This window comes from Micromonospora echinospora (assembly GCF_014203425.1).
Taxonomy (GTDB): domain Bacteria; phylum Actinomycetota; class Actinomycetes; order Mycobacteriales; family Micromonosporaceae; genus Micromonospora; species Micromonospora echinospora_A.
Genome location: NZ_JACHJC010000001.1, coordinates 1,614,875 through 1,635,003 on the forward strand (window position 1 = coordinate 1,614,875; position 20,129 = coordinate 1,635,003).

At 73.4% G+C, this 20,129-nt stretch carries 17 protein-coding genes and 1 pseudogene; 15 read left to right on the forward strand and 3 right to left on the reverse strand.

What is annotated here, in order from left to right:
• From FHU28_RS07800 to FHU28_RS07825, 7 genes and pseudogenes are all read left to right on the forward strand, one after another.
• On the forward strand, positions 1-666 hold the full coding sequence (locus tag FHU28_RS07800; protein ID WP_184682295.1) for a response regulator transcription factor: 666 nt from the start codon (positions 1-3) through the stop codon (positions 664-666).
• A complete protein-coding gene (locus FHU28_RS07805; RefSeq protein WP_184682297.1) occupies positions 663-1,715 on the forward strand; it encodes a sensor histidine kinase in 1,053 nt (350 codons plus the stop codon). Before FHU28_RS07800 ends, FHU28_RS07805 begins: the two co-directional genes overlap by 4 nt.
• A gap of 204 nt (positions 1,716-1,919) precedes the next feature.
• Positions 1,920-2,567 (forward strand): annotated as a pseudogene (locus tag FHU28_RS32455) (acyltransferase family protein); the annotation flags it as partial.
• Between the two features lie 139 nt (positions 2,568-2,706).
• Complete coding sequence (locus FHU28_RS32460) at positions 2,707-4,005, forward strand: threonine ammonia-lyase (RefSeq protein WP_260413337.1); 1,299 nt, start codon at positions 2,707-2,709, stop codon at positions 4,003-4,005.
• Positions 4,002-5,135 carry a D-alanine--D-alanine ligase family protein gene (locus FHU28_RS07815; protein WP_184682300.1) on the forward strand — a complete coding sequence of 378 codons (1,134 nt, stop codon included), beginning with the start codon at positions 4,002-4,004 and terminating at the stop codon, positions 5,133-5,135. Before FHU28_RS32460 ends, FHU28_RS07815 begins: the two co-directional genes overlap by 4 nt.
• Positions 5,132-5,767 (forward strand): M15 family metallopeptidase, encoded by a 636-nt coding sequence (locus tag FHU28_RS07820; protein WP_184682302.1) that lies wholly within the window; start codon positions 5,132-5,134, stop codon positions 5,765-5,767. The genes FHU28_RS07815 and FHU28_RS07820 overlap by 4 nt, the downstream gene beginning before the upstream one ends.
• 75 nt (positions 5,768-5,842) lie before the next feature.
• Complete coding sequence (locus tag FHU28_RS07825; RefSeq protein ID WP_184682305.1) at positions 5,843-6,502, forward strand: RlpA-like double-psi beta-barrel domain-containing protein; 660 nt, start codon at positions 5,843-5,845, stop codon at positions 6,500-6,502.
• Between the two features lie 66 nt (positions 6,503-6,568).
• On the opposite strand, the gene gabT is transcribed toward FHU28_RS07825, so the two are convergent.
• Complete coding sequence (gene gabT / locus FHU28_RS07830) at positions 6,569-7,840, reverse strand: 4-aminobutyrate--2-oxoglutarate transaminase (protein WP_311773538.1); 1,272 nt, start codon at positions 7,838-7,840, stop codon at positions 6,569-6,571.
• A 5-nt stretch (positions 7,841-7,845) separates the two neighbouring features.
• A complete protein-coding gene (locus FHU28_RS07835) occupies positions 7,846-9,282 on the reverse strand; it encodes a gamma-aminobutyraldehyde dehydrogenase (protein ID WP_184682307.1) in 1,437 nt (478 codons plus the stop codon).
• Positions 9,283-9,424: 142 nt separating this feature from the next.
• Between FHU28_RS07835 and FHU28_RS07840 the strand changes: the two genes are divergently transcribed.
• Positions 9,425-10,864: an aldehyde dehydrogenase family protein gene (locus FHU28_RS07840; protein WP_184682309.1), complete on the forward strand. Its 1,440-nt coding sequence runs from the start codon at positions 9,425-9,427 to the stop codon at positions 10,862-10,864.
• Between the two features lie 31 nt (positions 10,865-10,895).
• On the opposite strand, the gene FHU28_RS07845 is transcribed toward FHU28_RS07840, so the two are convergent.
• Positions 10,896-12,131, reverse strand: coding sequence for an SUKH-3 domain-containing protein (locus tag FHU28_RS07845; protein ID WP_184682311.1), 1,236 nt, complete (start codon positions 12,129-12,131; stop codon positions 10,896-10,898).
• A 78-nt stretch (positions 12,132-12,209) separates the two neighbouring features.
• Between FHU28_RS07845 and FHU28_RS07850 the strand changes: the two genes are divergently transcribed.
• From FHU28_RS07850 to FHU28_RS07880, 7 genes are all read left to right on the forward strand, one after another.
• Positions 12,210-12,623, forward strand: coding sequence for a YbaB/EbfC family nucleoid-associated protein (locus tag FHU28_RS07850; protein ID WP_184682313.1), 414 nt, complete (start codon positions 12,210-12,212; stop codon positions 12,621-12,623).
• Between the two features lie 3 nt (positions 12,624-12,626).
• Positions 12,627-12,983, forward strand: a complete 357-nt coding sequence (locus tag FHU28_RS07855) for a hypothetical protein (protein WP_184682315.1) — start codon at positions 12,627-12,629, stop codon at positions 12,981-12,983.
• Between the two features lie 24 nt (positions 12,984-13,007).
• On the forward strand, positions 13,008-17,204 hold the full coding sequence (locus tag FHU28_RS07860) for a toxin glutamine deamidase domain-containing protein (RefSeq protein WP_221453700.1): 4,197 nt from the start codon (positions 13,008-13,010) through the stop codon (positions 17,202-17,204).
• Between the two features lie 14 nt (positions 17,205-17,218).
• Positions 17,219-17,686, forward strand: coding sequence for a hypothetical protein (locus FHU28_RS07865; RefSeq protein WP_184682319.1), 468 nt, complete (start codon positions 17,219-17,221; stop codon positions 17,684-17,686).
• The gene (locus FHU28_RS07870) at positions 17,683-18,129 is read left to right on the forward strand and encodes a hypothetical protein (protein WP_260412858.1); all 447 of its coding nucleotides are present in this window, start codon (positions 17,683-17,685) and stop codon (positions 18,127-18,129) included. Before FHU28_RS07865 ends, FHU28_RS07870 begins: the two co-directional genes overlap by 4 nt.
• A gap of 17 nt (positions 18,130-18,146) precedes the next feature.
• Complete coding sequence (gene nfi, locus FHU28_RS07875; RefSeq protein WP_184682321.1) at positions 18,147-18,866, forward strand: deoxyribonuclease V; 720 nt, start codon at positions 18,147-18,149, stop codon at positions 18,864-18,866.
• A gap of 107 nt (positions 18,867-18,973) precedes the next feature.
• Positions 18,974-19,972 (forward strand): hypothetical protein, encoded by a 999-nt coding sequence (locus tag FHU28_RS07880; RefSeq protein ID WP_184682323.1) that lies wholly within the window; start codon positions 18,974-18,976, stop codon positions 19,970-19,972.
• The last annotated feature ends 157 nt before the right edge of the window (positions 19,973-20,129 follow it).

Sequence of the window (20,129 nt, forward strand, 5' to 3'; positions counted from 1 at the left end):
GTGCGGGTGCTGGTGGCGGACGACGAGCGGCTCTTGGCGGACACGGTCGCCGAGGGGCTGCGACGGTTCTCCATGGCGGTGGACGTCTGCTACGACGGCGACGGCGCGCTGGAACGGATCGGGGTCAACCGGTACGACGTGGCGGTGCTGGACCGGGACATGCCCGGCGCCACCGGCGACGAGGTGTGCCGGAGCCTGGCCGGGTCCGATGCCGGTACCCGGGTGCTGCTGCTCACCGCCGCCGCCGGCATCCGGGACCGGGTCGCCGGCCTCGGGCTGGGCGCCGACGACTACCTGACCAAGCCGTTCGCGTTCGCCGAGCTGGTGGCGCGGGTGCAGGCGCTGGGCCGCCGGTCCACCCCGGCGCTGCCGCCGGTGCTGGAGCGGCACGGCGTGATCCTCGACGTGGCCCGGCACACCGCCACCCGCGACGGCCGCCCGCTCGGGCTCAGCCCCAAGGAGTTCGCCGTCCTGCACGTGCTGATGCGGGCCGGTGGCCGGGTGGTCAGCGCCGAGGACCTGCTGGAACAGGCGTGGGACGAGTTCGCCGACCCGTTCACCAACGCGGTCCGGGTGACTGTGATGACCCTGCGCAAGAAGCTCGGCCAGCCGTCGGTCATCCACACCGTGCCGAAGGCCGGCTACCGGATCGGCGAGCCGGAATGAGCCCCCGCCGCCGCATCCTGCTGGTCGGGGTGCTCGCCCTGCTCGCCGGGTTCTTCGTGCCCGACATGGTCAAGTCGCTGCTCGAACTGGTGTGGGGGCGGGCCCAGTGGTTCTGCGGCCTGGCCACGATCGGCGCGGTGTGCGAGCCGGGCCGTCCGTTCATGCCGCTGCTGCCGCTGCTGACCGAGTTGCTGGTGCTGGTGGCCGCCGGGTTCGCGGTGTGGGGCGCGGCCCGCTGGTGCCTGCGTCCGGTGCACGACCTGGCCGCCCCGATGGCGAACCTGGGGCCGCAGAACCTCGGCTACCGGATCCGCCGCGGCGGCCGGGACGAACTGGCCGGGCTCGCCCGCTCGATCGACGACATGCTGGACCGGGTCACCGCCGGGTACGAGGGACAGCGGCGGTTCGCCGCGAACGCCTCGCACGAGCTGCGTACGCCGCTCGCCGTGCAGCGCACCCTGATCGAGGTCGGCATGACGCAGTCGCTCACCGGCGAGCAACTGGAGCTGCTGACCGCGCAACTGCTCGCCACGAACGAACGCAACGAGCGGCTGATCGAAGGACTGCTGGCGCTCAGCGAGAGCGACCAGGGCCTGCGGTCCTCCACCCCGCAACGCCTGGAACAGATCGTCACCGGCGTGCTGGCCGCGTACGCCGACCGGGCCGCCGAGGCGGGCGTGACAGTGGAGGCCCGGCTGTCGCCCCGCATCCTGACCGGTGAGCGGGTGCTACTGGAACGCCTGGTCACAAACCTGGTGGAGAACGGCATCAAGTACAACCGCCCGGGCGGCCGGCTCACCGTCACCGTCGGCGGCGACCCGGCGCTGACCGTCGCCAACAGCGGGCAGGCCGTCCCCGCCGAAGCTGTCGACGGGCTGTTCGAGCCGTTCCGGCGCCTCGCCCGGGACCGGACCAACCAGGGCGGTGGCGCCGGGCTCGGCCTGGCCATCGCCCGCTCCATCACCCAGGCGCACGGCGGCATCATCGCCGCCCGCCCGGGTGCGGACGGCGGCCTGCGGGTCGACGTCCACCTGCCCCACGTGGGCTGACCACCCCCACACACGACTCCGGGAGCCGCCGTCGCGGCGTCCCGCGATGACACCTGCCCGAGGACGGGACCGGCGGCACTGCCGCCTGCCCCGGAGACGGCCGGAGAGGAGACCGCAGTGCCGACGCGTACCGAGGGGAGCGCACCACCCGGTGACCGGGTGGTCTGGGCCGACGTGGCAAAGGGCGCCTGCGTCGTGCTCGTGGTGCTGTGGCACGTCGTCGTCAAGGACTACCTGCGCATCGACTGGCAGGTCGGCCTGCCGGTGCCGGGCGCGTGGGGGCTGCTCGGCGAGCAGTTGCTGCCGCTGCGGATGCCGTTGTTCTTCGCGATCTCCGGCATCTTCGCGGCGAACGCGGTGGCCCGCCCGTGGCGGGTGTCCGGGCGGCCCCGGATCGCGCGGAACCTCTACCTCTATGCGATCTGGCTCCTGATCCACACCACGGTGCTGGCGCTGGCGCCCGGTTTCCCGACCGACCGGGCCACCAGCCCTGGCGAGCTGCTGGCCCAGCTCACCGTGACGCCGTCCAACCTCTGGTACCTGTACGCGCTGGCGCTCTACTTCGCGCTCGCGAAGGCGCTGCGCCGGGTGCACCCGGCGGTACTGCTGACCGCCGCGGGCGCGCTGTCCGCGGTGGCGGCCACCGGGCTGCTGGACAGCCCCGGCAACCGGGGGCAGGTCTACCAGAACCTCGTGTTCTTCCTGGCCGGCGTGCACCTGAAGCCGTACCTCACGCGGTGGGCGGACGGCGTGAGCACCCGGCGGCTCGCGGCAGCCGGCGCGGCGTACGCGATCGGGCTGGCCGCCATGGCGCTGGCCGGCGCGCAGAGCTGGCCCGGCGTGTACCTGCTCGTCTCCGTCGCGGCGGTGGCGTTCGGGCTGACCGCCGCCGCCCGGCTGGCCCGCCGCCGCCCGGCTGGCCCGGCACCGCCTGGCCGGTCCGGCACTGGCCCGGCTCGGCCGCCGCACGCTTCCCATCTACGTGATCCACATGCCGGTGCTGGCGCTGCTGGACCGGCTCCTCGCCGAACCGGTGGCCGGTCTGGGCGGGCCCGCGCGGGCGCTGCTCGTGACCGTCTACCCGGTAGTGCTCACCGCGCTCGTGCTGGCGCTGAGCCTCGCCGCACATCGCGGCCTCACCGCGCTCGGCGCGCGCCGGCTGTTCGACCTGCCGCGCCGCCGCGCCCACTCGAATCCCGAAGGAGAGACCATGCCCCGAATCGACGCGCCGGCGCTGCCGGCCCGAACACAGGTCGAGGAGGCCGCCCGCGTGCTGTCCGGCCGGGTGGTGCGTACCCCGGTGCTGCACAGCCCGGCGATCGACCGCCTGGCCTGCGCCCGGATCCTGCTCAAGGCGGAGAACCTCCAGGACGGCGGCTCGTACAAGATGCGCGGCGCGATGCTGGCGGTGGGCCGGCTGGCCGCCGCCGGGCACACCGGCGTGGTCGCGCAGAGCACGGGGAACCACGCCGTCGCGGTGGCGCTGGCGGCGCGCCGGCACGGGCTGGCCGCGACGGTCGTGCTGCCGGTGGACGCCGCGCCGGTCAAGGTGGACCGGGCGCGAGCGGCCGGGGCCCGGGTGGTCCGGGCCGGCACCACAGTCGAGGAGCGTCTGGCCGTCGCCCGGCGGATCGCCGAGGTGGAGGGCCACCCGCTGGTCGACGCGTACGACCACCCGGACGTGGTGGCCGGGCAGGGCAGCGCCAGCCTGGAGCTGATCGAGGAGGCGGCGCGGCGCGGGACGCCGCTGGACGCTCTCGTGGTGCCGGTGGGCGGAGGCGGCGGCATCGCCGGGGCCTGCCTGGCGGCGGCCGGAACGCCGATCGAGGTGTACGGCGTGGAGCCGGTCGGGTGCGACTCGCTCGCCCGCAGCCTGGCCGCCGGACGCCCCACACCTGTCGCGCCGGCGCCGAGCCTGGCCGACGGACTCCGTCCCGGCTGCGTCGGCGACCTGCCGTTCGCGGTGGCCCGGACCGCCGTGCGGGGGGTGGTCCGGGTCGACGACGACGCGATCGTCGAGGCGTTCCGGCTGCTCCTGCTGGACCTCAAGGTGCTGGTCGAGCCGTCCGGCGCGGCCGGGCTGGCCGGCGCGCTGCGGCTGGGCGAGGTGGCCGGTCCCGGCGGCGGCGCGGTCACGGCGGCCGGTCCCGGCGACGTCGGCGGGACGCCGTGGCCTTCGGGTGGTGGGCGGCGAAGGACGGTCGGCGTGGTGCTGACCGGCGGAAACGTGGAAGCGGACCTGGTGGCCCGGCTGGCGGGCGACCGGATGACGGCGGGAGTGGCGGCATGAGGGCGACAGTGCGGATCGGTGTCCTGTTCGGAGGCCCGTCGGCGGAGCACGAGGTCTCCTGCGCCTCGGCGCTCGGCGTGGCCCGGGCCCTGGCCGGGCAGGGCCACCGGGTGGTCGCGCTCGGCCTCACCCGGACCGGCGGGCTGCGGCTGCTGCCGGAACCGGTGCTCGCTCAGCACCTCGGGACCGTGGCGGCCGGGCGGGCGATCGACGACCGGCTGCCGGTCACCGGCCCGGCGGTGGAGCTGCGGCGCGGGGCAGCCGCCGGCACTGTGGCGGTCACCGCCGCCGACGCCCCGGCCACTGTGCACGCCGAACTGGACGTGGTGTTCCCGGTGCTGCACGGCCCGTACGGCGAGGACGGCGTGGTGCAGGGGCTGCTGGAATCGCTGGGGGTGCCGTACGTCGGGTGCGGAATCCTCGCCTCCGCCGTCGGCATGGACAAGGTGGCGATGAAGCGGGCGCTGCGCGCCGAGGACGTGCCGACCACCCCGTACGTCTGGTTCGACGAGCCGACCTGGCGGGCCGCGGCGGACCCGGAGAAGCTGGTCGTGGGGCTGCGCGGACCGCTGTTCGTCAAGCCGGCCCGGATGGGCTCCTCGATCGGCATCTCCCGGGTGGCCGACGGCGACGACCTGGTGGCGGCGGTGGAGGAGGCGTTCCGGCACGACCACGTGGTGCTCGTCGAGCAGGGCGTGACCGGCCGGGAGCTGGAGTGCGGCGTGCTCGGCGGCTGGCAGCCGGAGGCGTCGGCGGTCGGCGAGGTCCGGGTCGCGGGCGGCTGGTTCGACTACCGGCAGAAGTACTTCGGCGACGCCGACCCGATGATCGTCCCGGCGCCGCTGCCAGACGAGGTCACCGAGCGGATCCGTGAACTGTCGGTGCGGGCGTTCACCGCGATCGGCGGCTGGGGCCTGGCCCGTGTCGACTTCCTCTACGACGAGACCACCGGCGACCTGTTCGTCAACGAGCTGAACACGCTGCCCGGCTTCACCGCGCACTCGATGTACCCGAAGGTGTGGGCCGAGTCCGGCGTCACGTACCCCGAGGTGGTGGACCGGCTGGTCGCGCTCGCCTTCGCCCGGCACGCGGCCCGGCCGTCCACCGCACACCCCGGGGGTACGCCATGATCCTGCTGTCCGACCCCCGGGTCGCCGCGGTGTCCAGCCGGGACGACGGTGAACCCCTGGTGGACCTGCGCGAGGTGCCCGGGCTGCGGGTGGACGCGCGGGCCGCCGATCCCGCCGGGGCGTACGCCCGCGTGCGTCGCGGGGTCTCGGACCGGCTGCTGGCCGCGCAGCGCGCGCTGCCGGCCGGGCTGCGCCTGCTCGTGGTCGAGGGCTACCGGCCGTTCCGGGCGCAGCTCGACATCTTCACCGGCTACCGGGACGAGCTGCGGCGGCGGCATCCGGACTGGCCGGCCGACCGGCTGCACCGGGAGACCACCAAGTTCGTGTCGCCGGTCGAGGTGGCCCCGCACAGCACCGGCGGGGCAGTGGACCTCACGCTGTGTGACGCCGACGGGGCGGAGCTGGACATGGGTACGGCGCTCGACGCCACTCCCGAGGAGAGCGCGGACGCCTGCTTCACGGCGGCCCGGCACATCCCGGTGAGCGCGTGGCGCAACCGGAACGTGCTGGTGGCGGCGTTGAGCGGCGCGGGCCTGGTGAACTACCCGACGGAGTGGTGGCACTGGTCCTACGGCGACAGGTACTGGGCGCTGATGACCGGAGCGCCACACGCCCGCTACGGTCCGTTGTAGCCCGCGGGCCGAAGTGAACGGTCTGGCCCTCCCGTCCGTACCACGCGTCGAGCGACAGCGACGACGGGAGAGAACGTGAGGGTGCAGCGCAAGCACGTGCTGGCGGCGACCGTGGCGGTGACCGCCACGATGGCGGTCTCGGTGGGGACCGGACTGGGTTTCGCGGACACCGCGCCGGCCGCGCGATCGGTCTGCGCCGGGTCGGTGACGTTCTCGGCCGAGGGCGGGCCGCCGGCCGCGACGAGCGACCGGTTCCCCGTGGGCACCCGGCTGCGGGTGACGAACCTGGACAACCGCAAGGTGACCACGGTGACGGTGACCGGCCCGTCCGGGAGCTGCGTGCTGCTGAACGCCGCCGCCATGGACCTGGTACGCGAGCCGGGCAAGAACGTCATCCGCCGCAACGTGGTGGAACGCCTCGACGGCGCCGCCGCCCCGGCGCCGGGCGCCCAGCCGGGCGAGACCCGGCCCGGCGCCGCGCAGCCGATCGGCGGCAGCGTCTGCTCCGGCGCGATCACGTTCTTCGCCGAGGGCGGTACGCCGGCCGCCACCAGCGGTCAGTTCCCGCTCGGCACCCGGCTGCGGGTGACGAACCTGGACAACAACAAGGCGGTGACCGTGACTGTGACCGGGCCGTCGGGCAGTTGCGTGCTGCTCAACACCGCCGCCATGGACGCCATCCGCGAACCGGGCAAGAACCTGGTCCGGCGCAACACCGTCGAGCTGATCCGCTGAGTTCCCGGGTGGAACACCATGGGCAGGCCCGGGGGAGATCACGCCCATGGTGTTCCACGTCCGGGGTCAGCCGAAGGCGGCCTCCAGGATGTCCAGGCCCCGGCCCAGCTCGTCGTCGGAGATGACGAGCGGCGGCAGGAACCGCAGCACGTTGCCGTAGGTGCCGCAGGTCAGCGTGAGCAGCCCGGCCGCGTGGCAGGCCGCCGAGATCGCCGCCGTGGCGGCCGGGTCCGGGGTCAGCGTGCCCGGTACGACGATCTCCACGGCGAGCATCGCGCCCCGGCCGCGTACCTCCGCCACGCGCGGGTCACCGGCGGCGATGGCGCGCAGCCGCTCGCCCATCACCGCGCCGATCCGGCGGGCGGCGGCGGCCAGGTCCAGCTCCCGCATCGTCTCCATTGCGGCGAGCGCGGCGGCGCAGGCGATCGGGTTGCCGCCGTACGTGCCGCCGAGGCCGCCGACGTGCACCGCGTCCATCAGCTCCGCCCGGCCCGTCACGGCCGCCAGCGGCAGCCCGCCCGCGATGCCCTTGGCCAGCGTGATCAGGTCCGGCTCGACGCCCTCGTACGCGCAGGCGAACCAGTCGCCGGTGCGGCAGAAACCGGTCTGGATCTCGTCGGCGACGAACACCACCCCGGCCGCCGTCGCCCACTCGCGCAACGCCGGCAGGAACCCCTCCGCGGGTACGACGAAGCCGCCCTCGCCCTGGATCGGCTCGATCAGCAGCGCCGCCACGTTCTCCGCGCCCACCTGCTTCTCGATCATCTCGATCGAGCGGGCCGCCGCTGTGGCGCCGTCCAGCCCGCCGTCGCGCAGCGGGTACGACATCGGCACCCGGTAGACCTCACCGGCGAACGGCCCGAACCGGTGCTTGTACGGCATGTTCTTCGCGGTCAGCGCCATGGTCAGGTTGGTCCGGCCGTGGTACGCGTGGTCGAACACCACCACCGCGGGCCGCCCGGTCGCGTGCCGGGCGATCTTCACCGCGTTCTCCACCGCCTCGGCGCCGGAGTTGAACAACGCCGAGCGCTTCTCGAAGCCACCCGGGGTCAGCGCGTTGAGCTGCTCGCAGACCGCCACGTACGACTCGTACGGCGCGACCATGAAGCAGGTGTGGGTGAACCGTTCGACCTGCGCGCGTACCGCCTCGACCACGCGCGGCGCGGAGTTGCCCACGTTGGTGACCGCGATGCCGGCGGCGAAGTCGATCCACTCCCGCCCGTCCACGTCGGTGATCGTGCCGCCGCCCGCCCGGTCCACGTACGCGGGAATCGTGCTGCCCACGCCCCGCGCCACCGCCTCGACCCGGCGCTTGTGCAGCTCCTCGCTGGTGGCCACCGGGATCAGCCTTCGATGTTGTGCATGACGTGCTTGACCCGGGTGTAGTCCTCCAGGCTGTAGACCGACAGGTCCTTGCCGTGGCCGGAGTGCTTGAAGCCGCCGTGCGGCATCTCCGAGACGAACGGGATGTGCGTGTTCACCCAGACGCAGCCGAAGTCCAGCCGCCGGGTCATCCGCATGGCCCGGCCGTGGTCGCGCGTCCACACCGAGGCGGACAGGCCGTAGTCCACGCCGTTGGCCCAGCGCACCGCCTCGTCCTCGTCCGAGAAGCGCTGCACGGTGATGACCGGCCCGAACACCTCGTCCTGGATGATCTCGTCGGTCTGCCGCAGGCCGGAGACCACAGTCGGGGCGTAGAAGAAGCCGCGCTCGCCGACCCGCGACCCGCCGGTGGTGACGTTCGCGTGGTCCGGCAGGCGGTCCACGAACCCGCTCACCCGGGCGAGCTGGTTGGCGTTGTTCAGCGGGCCGTAGAGCACGTCGGCGTCGTCCGGCGCGCCGGTACGGGTGTTGCGGGCCTGCTCGGTGAGCGCGGCCACGAAGTCCTCATGGATGCCCGGCCCGGTGAGCACCCGGGTCGCCGCCGTGCAGTCCTGGCCGGCGTTGAAGTAGCCGCCCGTCGCGATCGCCTCGGCCGCCGCCGCCAGGTCCGCGTCGTCGAAGATCACCACCGGGGCCTTGCCGCCCAGTTCCAGGTGGGTCCGCTTCAGGTCCGGCGCCGCCGCGGCGGCGACCTCCATGCCCGCGCGGGTCGAGCCGGTGATCGACACGAGCTGCGGGGTCGGGTGGGAGACCAGCGTACGGCCGGTGTCGCGGTCGCCGCAGACCACGTTGAACACGCCCGGCGGCAGGTGCTCGGCGGCGATCTCGGCCAGCAGCAGCGTCGACACCGGCGTGGTGTCCGACGGCTTCAGCACCACCGCGTTGCCCGCCGCCAGCGCCGGGGCGATCTTCCAGACCGCCATCATCAGCGGGTAGTTCCACGGGGTCACCTGGGCGCAGACGCCGATCGGCTCGCGCCGCACGTACGAGGTGTGCCCGGCCATGTACTCGCCGGCCGAGCGCCCCTCCAGCAGGCGGGCCGCCCCGGCGAAGAAACGCAGCTCGTCCACCGCGGGCGGCAGTTCCTCGTCGGCGGTGAGCTGCCGCGGCTTGCCGGTGTTGCGGACCTCGGCGTCGACCAGCTCGGCGGCCCGCGCCTCCACCGCGTCGGCGAACTTCAGCAGCGCCCGCTGCCGCTCGGCCGGAGTGGTGTCCCGCCAGGTCTCGAACGCGGCGGAGGCGGCCTTCATCGCCGCGTCCACGTCCGCCGCGCCGGAGACCGGGGCCTGGGCGAAGACCTCGCCGGTGCACGGGTCGATCAGGTCGGCGTAGCCGCCGTCCACCGGGTCGACGTACTCGCCGTTGACGAAGTTGCGCAGCTGCTGCTGGTCGCTCATCAGAAGTCTCCGTGAGGGTGGCCGGGGAGAGGGTCAGCGGAGGTTATCGCAATCTGACTGCCATCTTGGCTACTAAATCCGAGGCAGACAAGGGTTTGAGCAACTGTTTCCGCGTGAGCGCCTGTGGTCTAGGCTGCCGGTCGTGGAGCCGAGAGCCTTCTACGTCGCCGGTCGTCCCGCCCACGGCGAGGACGAGCTGACAGTCACCCACCCGTACGACGGGCAGCCGGTGGGGCGTACCACGCTCGCCACGGCCGACCAGGTCGAAGCCGCCGTCGCGGGCGCCGCCCGGGTGGCAGCGGAGGCCGCGGCCCTGCCCGCGCACGCCCGCGCGGCCGCCCTGGACCACGTCTCCCGGCGGCTCGCCGAGCGGACCGACGAGGTCGCCGCGCTGATCACCGCCGAGAACGGCAAGCCGGTCAAGTGGGCCAAGGCCGAAGTCGGGCGGGCGATCTCCACGTTCCGCTGGGCCGCCGAGGAGGCCCGCCGCTTCTCCGGCGACCTGCAACGACTCGACACCGACCCCGCCGCCACCGGGCGGATCGCCCTGGTCCGGCGCGTGCCGCGCGGCCCGGTGCTCGGCATCACCCCGTTCAACTTCCCGCTCAACCTGGTCGCCCACAAGATCGCCCCGGCGCTGGCCGTCGGCACCCCGATCGTGGTCAAGCCGGCCCCGGCCACCCCGCTCACCGCGCTGCTGCTCGGCGAGATCCTGGCCGAGACGGACCTGCCCGACGGCATGTTCTCGGTGCTGCCGCTGCCCAACGAGCGGGCCGCCGAACTGGTCGCCGACCCGCGGCTGCCGGTCGTGTCGTTCACCGGCTCCGGTCCGGTCGGCGCGGCCATCCGGCGGGCCGCGCCGGACAAGCACGTCACGCTGGAACTCGGCGGCAACGCCGCAGCGGTGATCTGCGAGGACTGGTCGGCGGACGAGGACCTGACCTTCGCCGCGCAGCGCATCGCCACGTTCTCCAACTACCAGGCCGGGCAGTCGTGCATCGCCGTGCAGCGCGTCTACGTGCACGAACGGCTCTACGACGGCTTCCTGCCCCGGCTCGTCGCGGCGGTGCAGGCGCTGCGCACCGGCGACCCGCGCTCCGAACTGACCGACGTCGGCCCGCTGGTGTCCGTCGAGGCGGCGCAGCGCGTCGAGACCTGGGTGGACGAGGCGGTCGCCGCCGGCGCGGTTGTCGAGACCGGTGGGCGGCGCGACGGCGCGACCTATCCGCCCACTGTGCTCAGCGGCGTGCCGGCCGACGCGAAGGTGTGCGCCGAGGAGGTGTTCGGGCCGGTGCTCGTGGTCGCGCCGGTCGCGAACGACCGGGCCGCGTTCGCCGCCGTCAACGTCTCCGCGTACGGCCTGCAGGCCGGCGTCTTCACCCACCGGCTCGACGTGGCGTTCGACGCCGCCCGGACGCTTGAGGTCGGCGGCGTGATCGTCGGAGACGTGCCGTCGTACCGGGCCGACCAGATGCCGTACGGCGGCGTGAAGGGCTCCGGCGTCGGACGGGAAGGGCTGCGTAGCGCCATGGACGACTACACCGAGCCGCGGGTCACCGTGCTGACCGGCGTGGCCCTCTGATCGCTCGCCCCCGGCTCACTCGCCCCCGGCCTCACCAGGTGCCGTCGTCGCGGACCCGGGCGGGGGCGCGGCCGAGCAGCAGGGTGGTGAGGGCGGCGTCGATGTCGGCACCGAGGAACCACTCGCCGGCCTGGTCGAGGGCGAAGATCCGGCCGTGCTCGTCGACGGCGAGGATGCTCTCCTGACGTTCGCTGCCGAGCGGGAAGAGGCGGGCGCCGATGACCGCCCCGAAGTCGGCGAGAGAGTCGGCGCTGTGGGCCATCTTTCGCGGACGTACCTCGAAGCGCGAGATCCACACCGCTTCGCCCGGGCCCTGGCGGGCGGTCACCAGCCCGGGAAAGGCGGTGAGCGTCGCCAGCGCGGCGGGGAAGGAAGCGTGCGTGTGCTTGGTGCCGCTGACCTCGGTGACCTTACGGACCGAGGTGGCGGCGGAAACCCCGTCGCCGAAGTGCGGCCGCCAGCCCGCGATCACCAGCGCGTTCGCGACCTCGGTGGGAAACCGGCCGGGCTCGGGGGGTGTCTGCGGATCCGACTGCCATTCCTCGGCGTAGGCCAACTCCGGCCAGGGAAGCACGTTGACGTGCACGAGGAACCTGATGCACGACTCGCAGCGGAGGTCAGCCGGACCACCCGCGGGGTCACCGGGCTCGCGAACCCGGAAGCTCTCGATCCGGCTCGTGCCGAGCAGGTCGCGCGCGTCCTCGATGGTCAGTGGCGGGAGGCCGTCGGCGGACCGGCGGTGGTCGTGCTCGTACAGCGCGTCGGAGACCACGATCATCTCGGCGTGCCGCTCACCGCCACGCACCAGATGGCCCGGGGGTAGATCGTCCAGGTAGGACTGGACCAGCGGATGGTGCCGGACCTCGACGTCGCCCTTCGCGCCCTGCGCGACGTGCCGTCGGCCGTCGAGCGTGAGATGCGCGGCGGCGCCCGGCGTGGGCAGCCGGGTCAGTTCGCGGAGCAGTTGAGCGGCCGGGTCGACGGCGCGCGGCGCACGGGGTTCAGCGGGCCGCTGCTGCCGGTACATCGCCTCGACCGCCGGTGCGGGAATCCGCGGCCAGGTGGACACCTCGCCGGTCTCCTTGTCGATGACGGTGGTCGGCAGGTCACCGGGCAGCGCCCGCGCGCCGGTGGACACAGTGGACAGCACCACGTAGCCCAGGTCGAACTCCTCGACCACCGGCGTGCAGGGAAAACCGAGGCGGTCGGAGTCCCGCCGGGCCCATACCGAGGCGATCTGCTCGGCCTGCTGTCGCTCGATCACCACTTGAAATTACCGGACCCCACGGATTTCGTGGCACCCGGTATGGTCGGGCCTACCCACGGTAACGGAAGGGGTGCGGCGGTGGCCGAGAGTGCGGACCGGGATGCGAACCGTGCACTACGCGCGCGATTCGACGAGGTGTACGGCCAGTACCAGCGGTTGCGGTCCGGTCTGGACGAACTTCAGGTCAAACTGGCCGAGCTGCGGGTCACCGAACGCTCCGACGACGGTCAGGTGACCGCTGTGGTCGGTGCGCGGGGCGAACTGATCAGCGTCGAGCTGAGCCCGGCGGCCTTCCAGGAGCGGGATGCCCGAGGGTTGAGCCGGAAGATCACCGAGACCGTGCTGCGCGCCTCCACGGCCGCGGTCACCGCCACCCGCGAGCTGGTCTCCGGCTATCTGCCCCCGGGCTCGCCGTCGGTCGAGTTCCTGCGTACCAATGACTTCGGCGCGCTGCTCGGCCGGGCCGACGCCGTGCTGGCACGCGGCGAGTGACAGGTGGCCGGCGGAGAGATCTGGCTGGACCCGGACCGGGCCCGGCGCGGCGGCGCCGACCTGACCCTGTCCGGTAGGGCGACGAGCGCGGCCCGGCGGGAGACAGGCGACCCGATCGCGACCGCGAGCGCCCAGCGGCCCTGGGGCCGAGACGACATCGGCGCCGCCTTCGACAAGCACTACCAGGGCTACGCCGAGACGCTGCTGCGCGCATGGGAGCTTCTCGGCCGGTCGCTGGAGGTGCTCGGGTCGGATGTCGTCCGCTCGGTCGCGGCCACCGTGGAGACGGACCTGAGCAACGCCCGTGACCTCGGGAAGATCCCGCAGCAAGGCCACAACCCGCATCGGCACTGGCGCTGACCACCGGAGGATCCGCGCGTGAGCATGCTGCCCAGCCCGATCCCGCACCCGCTCGACTTCTGCCCGTGGGACGTGCCCGGCTGGATCTACGAGGCGCTCGACTGGGTCGTCGGCGTCGAGTGGCCGGAGGGCAACGAGCGCGCCGTCTGGGACCTGGCCGACCAGTGGTACGGCGTCGCAGGCGTCCTGACCGGTCCGCGCGACGACGCCACCGCCGCCGCCGGTGAGGTGAAGAGCGGGTACGGCGGCGTCGGCCTGGTCGCCGGTGCGTTCGACACGGCCTGGCACAAGCTCGCCGAAGGTGAGGACGCGCCGCTGCACGTCCTCGTGGCGGCCACCGACGAGCTGGGCCGGCTGGTCGACTCCTGCGGCTGCGACATCGAGGGCGCGAAGCTCGAAGCCTGGATCGAGCTGGGCATCCTGGTGGTGGAGCTGCTGGCCCTGGCGGTGGCCGCCGTGCTCACCCTGGGCGCCGCCTCCCCGGCGGCCGCCGCCGCGATCACCGCGACGAGGGTAGTCGTCCAGCAGATCTTCAAGCGCCTGGTGGCCCAGCTCGCGCGCAAGGCGGTCAAGCAGGGGCTCAAGGAGGCGGGCGAACGGGCCGCGAAGGAGGCGGCGAAGGCCGGTGCCCGTGGGCTGGCCCGGCGGGCGGCGCTCGGCGGCCTGGTGGAGGCCGGTCAGGAGGCGGGCACCAACCTCGCGACCCAGACGTATCAGAACACCACCGGCCGACGTGACGGCCTGGACCTGACCGACGTGAGCACGTCGGCTCTCGGCGGCTTCGCCGGTGGGGCGGTCGCGCCGTTGGCGGGTCTGGGCCGGCATGCGAGCGGACGGTTCGCGGAGATCGGCGAGCGGTTCGGCCGGGAGATGGCCGGGGAGACGCTGGCCGAGACCGCGGCCGGGCTGGCCACCGGCCAAGGGCCGTCGCTGGAGGATCTGGCGCGGGCGGCCGCCTCCGGTGCGGCCGGGTCCACCACCAATCAGGCGGACTCGGCGCTGCAACGCCGCCTCGACGGGCAGTTGAGCGGGCTGACCGTTCCGCCGGTCGGGCTGGACGTGCCACCCGTCGCCGACCCCGTCGGGCTCATCCCGGCCCAGCGGGTCGCCGAGCCGATCGTCCCGAGCGGCGCAGCGGTGGCGGGCCAGGTCTCCCCGACACCCGCACCCGTCCCACCGCACGCTGCAGCCGCTCACCCGCTGGCGGTGGACCCGCCGCCTCCGGCGCCGGAGACGGTGACGTCGCCGGTGGTCGGTGCCACCCCACCGGACGTGGCGCGGCCACTGGTCACTTCGAGCCCCACCTTGTCCTCAGTGATCACGGATGTGCCCGTCGCGTCCCCCACTGAGCAGGCCGACCCGCGCACCGGCACGGGTTCCCCGTCCCTGGCGCCTGGTAGCACCGTCCCGCCGCCGTCGACTCCGGTCCAGGCGGCAGCGGGACCGGCCACGCTGTCCCCATCGATCGGGGATCACCCGCAGTCGGCGGCGCCACCACTGTCGGACCGGACCGCCCCCGGCGTCGGGCACCCCGCACCGTTGAGCGCCCCGCCGCCACAACCGCAGCCCGCGTCACCCCAGGGGCCGCTCGGGCCGGACCCCCGCCCGAACCCGAACCCCCGCTTTCCGCTCCTGGAGTCGTTGGCGCCGCCCCGGCCCTCCACCGATCCCGTGGCGCCCAACCCCGGCCCGCTCGACTCGCCGCCACCCGACCTGTCAACCATCCGCGAGCGCACCGCACGCCTCGTAGCCGATCGAGAGTCGTTCGACCGGCGCCGCTACCACGGTTATCTGCAGTCCCAGCGAACGTGGTTCGAGGATCGTCGGCGTCAGACCAGGGCCGACTGGCTGCACGAACGTGCCGCCTATCACGAGGAACGGGCCAGCGACTGGGCCGCGCAGGCGATGGAACTGCGTCGCACCGGGCGGACGGTGGCGGCGCAACGATGGCACCGCGAAGCGCACGAGGCGGATCTCGAGGCGGCCGACCTGCGCGAGGAAGCTCGGCAGGTCCTCGCCGGGCGACTCGTGCCGGAGCAGGTGATGGTCGAGGACGACCTCGACTTCTACCGCATCAACGACGACGTGGCGGACCTGGCCGTCGGCGCTGTCGAGACGGCCGACCATTCGGCGCTCACCGGCCGTGGCCATCCCGACCCGATCGACAGGTCCCGGCCCTACGGCCGCCGGGGAGGGCTCCGGCCACCGCTCGCGCTGCATCAGACCGACCTGGAACGGCAGATGCCTCGCAACCCGGACGGCAGCGTCGCGCGTACCGCCGATCCCCGGCGTGGTGGGTGGTTCCGCCTGGCTAACGACGGCGGGCCGGCGGCCGACGCGACCCGGGGCATCAACTGCCTCGACTGCACCCTGTCCCTGTTCGAGACCTGGGTCCACGGACGGCCGCGAGTCGCCGCTCCGCGTACGTTCGACGGCTACCTCGACGGTGACGTGCTGCGGCCGGTGGGTGGCGAGGCGGACGGACCGCTGCGGGTCGAGGAGACCACCGGCGGCCGGTTCCAGAACCTGTGCCCGGTCGACCGGCCCGGCATCACCGGCCCGGAGCGGCGGTGGCTGGTGGATCGCGGCTACCGCGACCTGTACGCGCAACTGGCGTCGGGCGGCCACGGCAGCTACGCCTTCCTCATCACCAGCTTCGAGGGTGGCGGATCGCACGCCTGGGTGGCGTTGAACCAGAACGGCACGATCCTCTTCCTCGACCCGCAGTCGGGCGCTGTTGCGGACCGGCCGCTCTACCACCACAGCGGCCGTCCGTTCGAGGGCAACGTGGTCGGCGTCGACGCGCTGGTGCTCGGCCCCGACGGCCGGCCGATGCCGCTCACCGGCCGGCCGCCCGGCACGTACAACGTCCTGCCCGAGCCGCGGCCCCGTCCGGCACCGCCTCGCCTGCCCGAGCCGCCGCCGGCCGACGACGGGGACGCGCCGGACTTCAATCACGTCCACCTGCTCGGCGAGTCCACCACCGTCCACCCCCGCGCGGACGGACCGGCTCCGGGCAACGCGCCGCCCGTCGTGCCGGAGCCCGACCGGGTACGCGAGGAACACCGGCAGGCGCACGCCGACCGGATCGCCGCCGGGCTCTACGTACGCGACGTGCTCGCCGAGAGTGGAAGCCTCGACGCGGCCTTCGCCGCCGGGGTGACGCCCGTCGAACTGGCGCAGCACGCCGACGTTCCGACGCTGCGGCGGCTCATACCCGGGGTGGACGACGCCGCAGCAGCGGACCTGACGCGGTTGTTCGCCGACCCGCGCGTGCAACTGATGCTGGACCAGAGCTGGGAGGCGCCACCGCGACGAGAGGAGTTGCTGGCCGAGACGCTGGTACGGCAGCTCGCGGAGCGGCCCGACCTGGTCCGGATGATCCTGGCGACACCGGAACTCGCGAACTCGCTGACCGCGCGGCCGCTGACCCTGCACCACCTGGCCAGCCACCAGCAGGCCATCGACGTGTTGAAGGACGTGGTGGACGAGGTCTACGAACGGGGAGCGGATGTCGTCGCAGCGACGGAACTGCCGGCGCCGACGCCAACTCCGCTGACAGACGCTCAATTGGCAGTGAGTGGCTCCTTTGCCACGGCTGACGTGGAGGCGGTGCAGCCCGGGTTCGATCCTGCACGACTCGGTGAGACGGCCTACCGAAAGCGGTATCTCAACCAGTTGTACGAGGAAGCCGCTGTGGCGCAGTTGGAGATCAACTCGCTGGGGCGGGACTTGGCGGCGTCATGCGGCAGTGGCGCCGAATACCAGCCGCGCAGCAAGCCCAAGGACCGCGATCGGGCCGAGGACAAGATCAAGGGGTACGGCGGCGATGCCTCACGGCTGAAGGACGTCGCGGGCGGCTATGTCTCGTTCAACAACCTCGACGAACTCTACGGCGGACTGGCGCGCCTGAGGAATGACGAGCGAATGGATTTGGTGAAGTTCGAAGACCGCTTCCAGAACCCGCAGAATGGTGGATACCGAGATATACAGATGTTCCTCCGGGCGTCCAATGGCCATGTCGCAGAGTTCCGGCTGCAACTGGCGGCACTCGACGAAGTGGCGACCTGGGAACATTCCCTCTTCGAAGTGCGGCGTGACCTCGGAGCGGTGGCTCGTGAGGAGGGACGTAGCCTGACGGCGACGGAGCTCGCCATTCGTCGAGGGGTGCTTCGGCGCCAGCGCGAGATGTTCTGGGCGGCTCTTCAGACGGCGCTGTAGGGGGAGATTGAGTGATGGCTACAGTCGACGGCGTCGAGCTTCCCGCCTATTTCGAGCACTACGACACGCCTGTGAAGCTGGTGGCCACACCGGACGGCGGTTACGCCGCCTGGAAGCTGGACCGCTCGACCGGCGGCTGGCGGCCGGCGGACGATCTCGTCGACGACGTGATCGGTGGCATCGGCGGCGAGATCTACGTCCGCTCCGCTGATGCCTTCGTCCAGCACGTCGAACAGCTGCGGGGACGCCATCTGAGGGGCGAGGGAGAGATCTTCGCGCTCTACGACAGGGTTCGCGCCATCAACGAGCAAGCTCTCGCCGAGAAACGCAACTACACCGCGGACGAGGCGGCGCTGGTCAACGGTATCCGGCGGCGGACCTTTGTGATGTTCGAGGAGCAGCTCCAGCGGGCCGGTGATCCCGGCGCCGACCCCAGCATCGTCGACGGGTCGAGTCCGAAGCTGGACGGTGAGCGGCAGTGACGGATTCAGTGGCTGAACTCGGCCTCGCGGGCTACTACGACTACTACGACAATCCGGTGAAGTTCGTTCCGACCCCCGACGGTGGCCTCGCTGCGTGGCGGCTGGACCGCACCACGGGCGGTTGGCGGCCGGCGAACAACATTGTCGATGAGATCCTCTTCGCCAGGGAGCAGGAGATCTTCGTGCTCTCGGCTGATCGGTTCGTGCAGCGGGTCGAAGAAGAGCGCGGGCTGAGTCTGAATGGAGAGGGACCGATCTTCGCGCTCTACGAGACGGTCCGGGCACTGGCGGCTCCCGCGATCGCGGAGAGGCGACCGTTCACCGCGGAGGAAGCGGCGTTGATCAAGGGAATCCGGCGGCGGACCTTTGTGATGTTCGAGGAGCAGCTCCAGCAGGCCGGTGACCCCGCCGCCGACCCCACCATCGCCGCCACCGCCTCCTGACGCGGCCCGGGAACGTCATGTCCGTCGACGAGGGCATACCCGTGCCGTACGTGCCGCCCGCCGACGCGGCGGAGGCGACGCGCGTACAGGAGGAGTTGCGGTCGCGGGTGGACCTGGTGGGGCCCGGGCCCAGCGCGCCCGCGACGGTGGCCGGGCTGGACGTGGCCTACGCGCCCGACGGCGACCTGCTCGCCGCGGCCGTCACCGTGCTGGACGCGGCCAGTCTTGCCGTGGTGGACGAGGCGGTGTGCGTGGGCCGGCCCGCCTTCCCGTACGTGCCGGGGCTGTTCGCCTTCCGGGAGATGCCGGCGCTGCTGGCGGCGTTGGACCGGCTGACCGTTCGCCCGGAGCTGCTGGTGTGCGACGGGCACGGGCTGGCGCATCCGCGCCGGTTCGGGCTGGCCTGCCATCTGGGTCTGGTGACCGGCGTGCCCGCGATCGGGGTGGGCAAGACACCGCTCGTCGGCTCGTGGACGGGGCCGGGCCCGGAGCGTGGTGACAGCGCCGACCTTCGTGACGAGGGCGAGGTGGTCGGGCGGGTGCTGCGCACCCGGGACGGCGTCCGGCCGGTCTTCGTCAGCGTCGGGCACCGGATGGGGTTGGACAACGCGGTGGATCGGGTACTGGCACTGACGCCCCGGTACCGGCTGCCGGAGACGACCCGGACGGCCGACCAGCTCTGCCGCCGGGCGCTCGCCGCTGCCGTCGTCTCCGGCGGTGACCTGGACCGGCGGTGATCGCGTGGCGCGGCGCACATGTGGCGTGGTCGATGCGCGGGCACCCGCAGGGCCCGGTAGTAACCTGACCGGCGGATTCGGTCCGGGCGGAAACGGTGAGGTGGGGGATGTCGGTGGGGCGGCACGCGGCGCGGTGGGCCATTGTCGGCGCGCTGCTGGGTGGCCTCGTCGCCGTTCCGGCGTCGCCGGCGCTGGCCCGGGACGACCGGGTCGGACTGCGCTCGGCGGGCAGCTTCACCGCCGGTGGCTCGCCGGGCGCCGTGACTGTCGAGGTGCGCAAGCGCACCGACGGCTGTGTGCAGCTGCGTACCGCGATCGGGCTCCGGCTGGAGGGCCTGCGGGCGGACCAGGTGCGGGTGCAGGTTGCCGCTGACGGCCGCTGGGTGCCGGTGCCGGTCTCCGGTGGTGACGGCGCGGTCGCCACCGCCGAGGTCGCGCCGGTCGACCGGCCGCTGTGCAAGGGCAAGGCCGCCACCGTGCGCTACCGGGTGTCGTTCCTGGCCGGCGCCGTCGGCGGGCGGCTGGAACTGGCGGGCGAGGCGAGCGCCGCGAACGGTGACGTGCTCGGCCGGGCCGGTGGGTCGGCCCGGCTGGTGGGCGCGCCGCGTACGCCGAGCCCGAGCCCGTCCCGCAAGCCCTCGCCGACGCCCACGCCCAGCGCGAGTGAGACCACGCCGGCCGAGGCGACGGACACGTCGCCGGTCGCCGCCGCCGTCGCCCCGGCCACCGCCGCGGCCGACGACTCGTCGTTCGGAGGTTCCATGATCATGTGGTTCGGTATCGCGCTGGTGCTCGTCGGCGTGGCGCTCATCGTCCTGCTGCTGCGCCGCAGCCGCGCCGACCGCACCGGCGGCGGGCCGGTCGCCGACCCGCCGCCGGTCCCGCTGCCACGCAGCACCACCACCTACCGTTCCGGCGCCACCGGGCCGGCCCCCACGGTGTACGGCGGCGCGCCGGCGCCCCGTCCGGCCGGCAACGTGTACGGCGCGCCCGCGCCCGGCTCGACGCCGCCCGCGCCCAGCCCCATGCCGCCCGCGCCCGGCCCGATGCCGCCGGCCCCCGCGGGTGGGGACGCGACAAGCGTCCTGCCCCGCTTGCCGGACTGAGGCCGAACCCGACCGGCTCGCGGGGTTACCGTGACGGTGGGTGGTCGCGCCGTGACCCGGTGGCCGCCACCTGCCCGGCCGGAGGACGGACACCGGGGCCGAACGGGGCCCGGTGCCGGGGCCGGTTGGCCGATAAGATCGCGTGCGCCGATCGGCA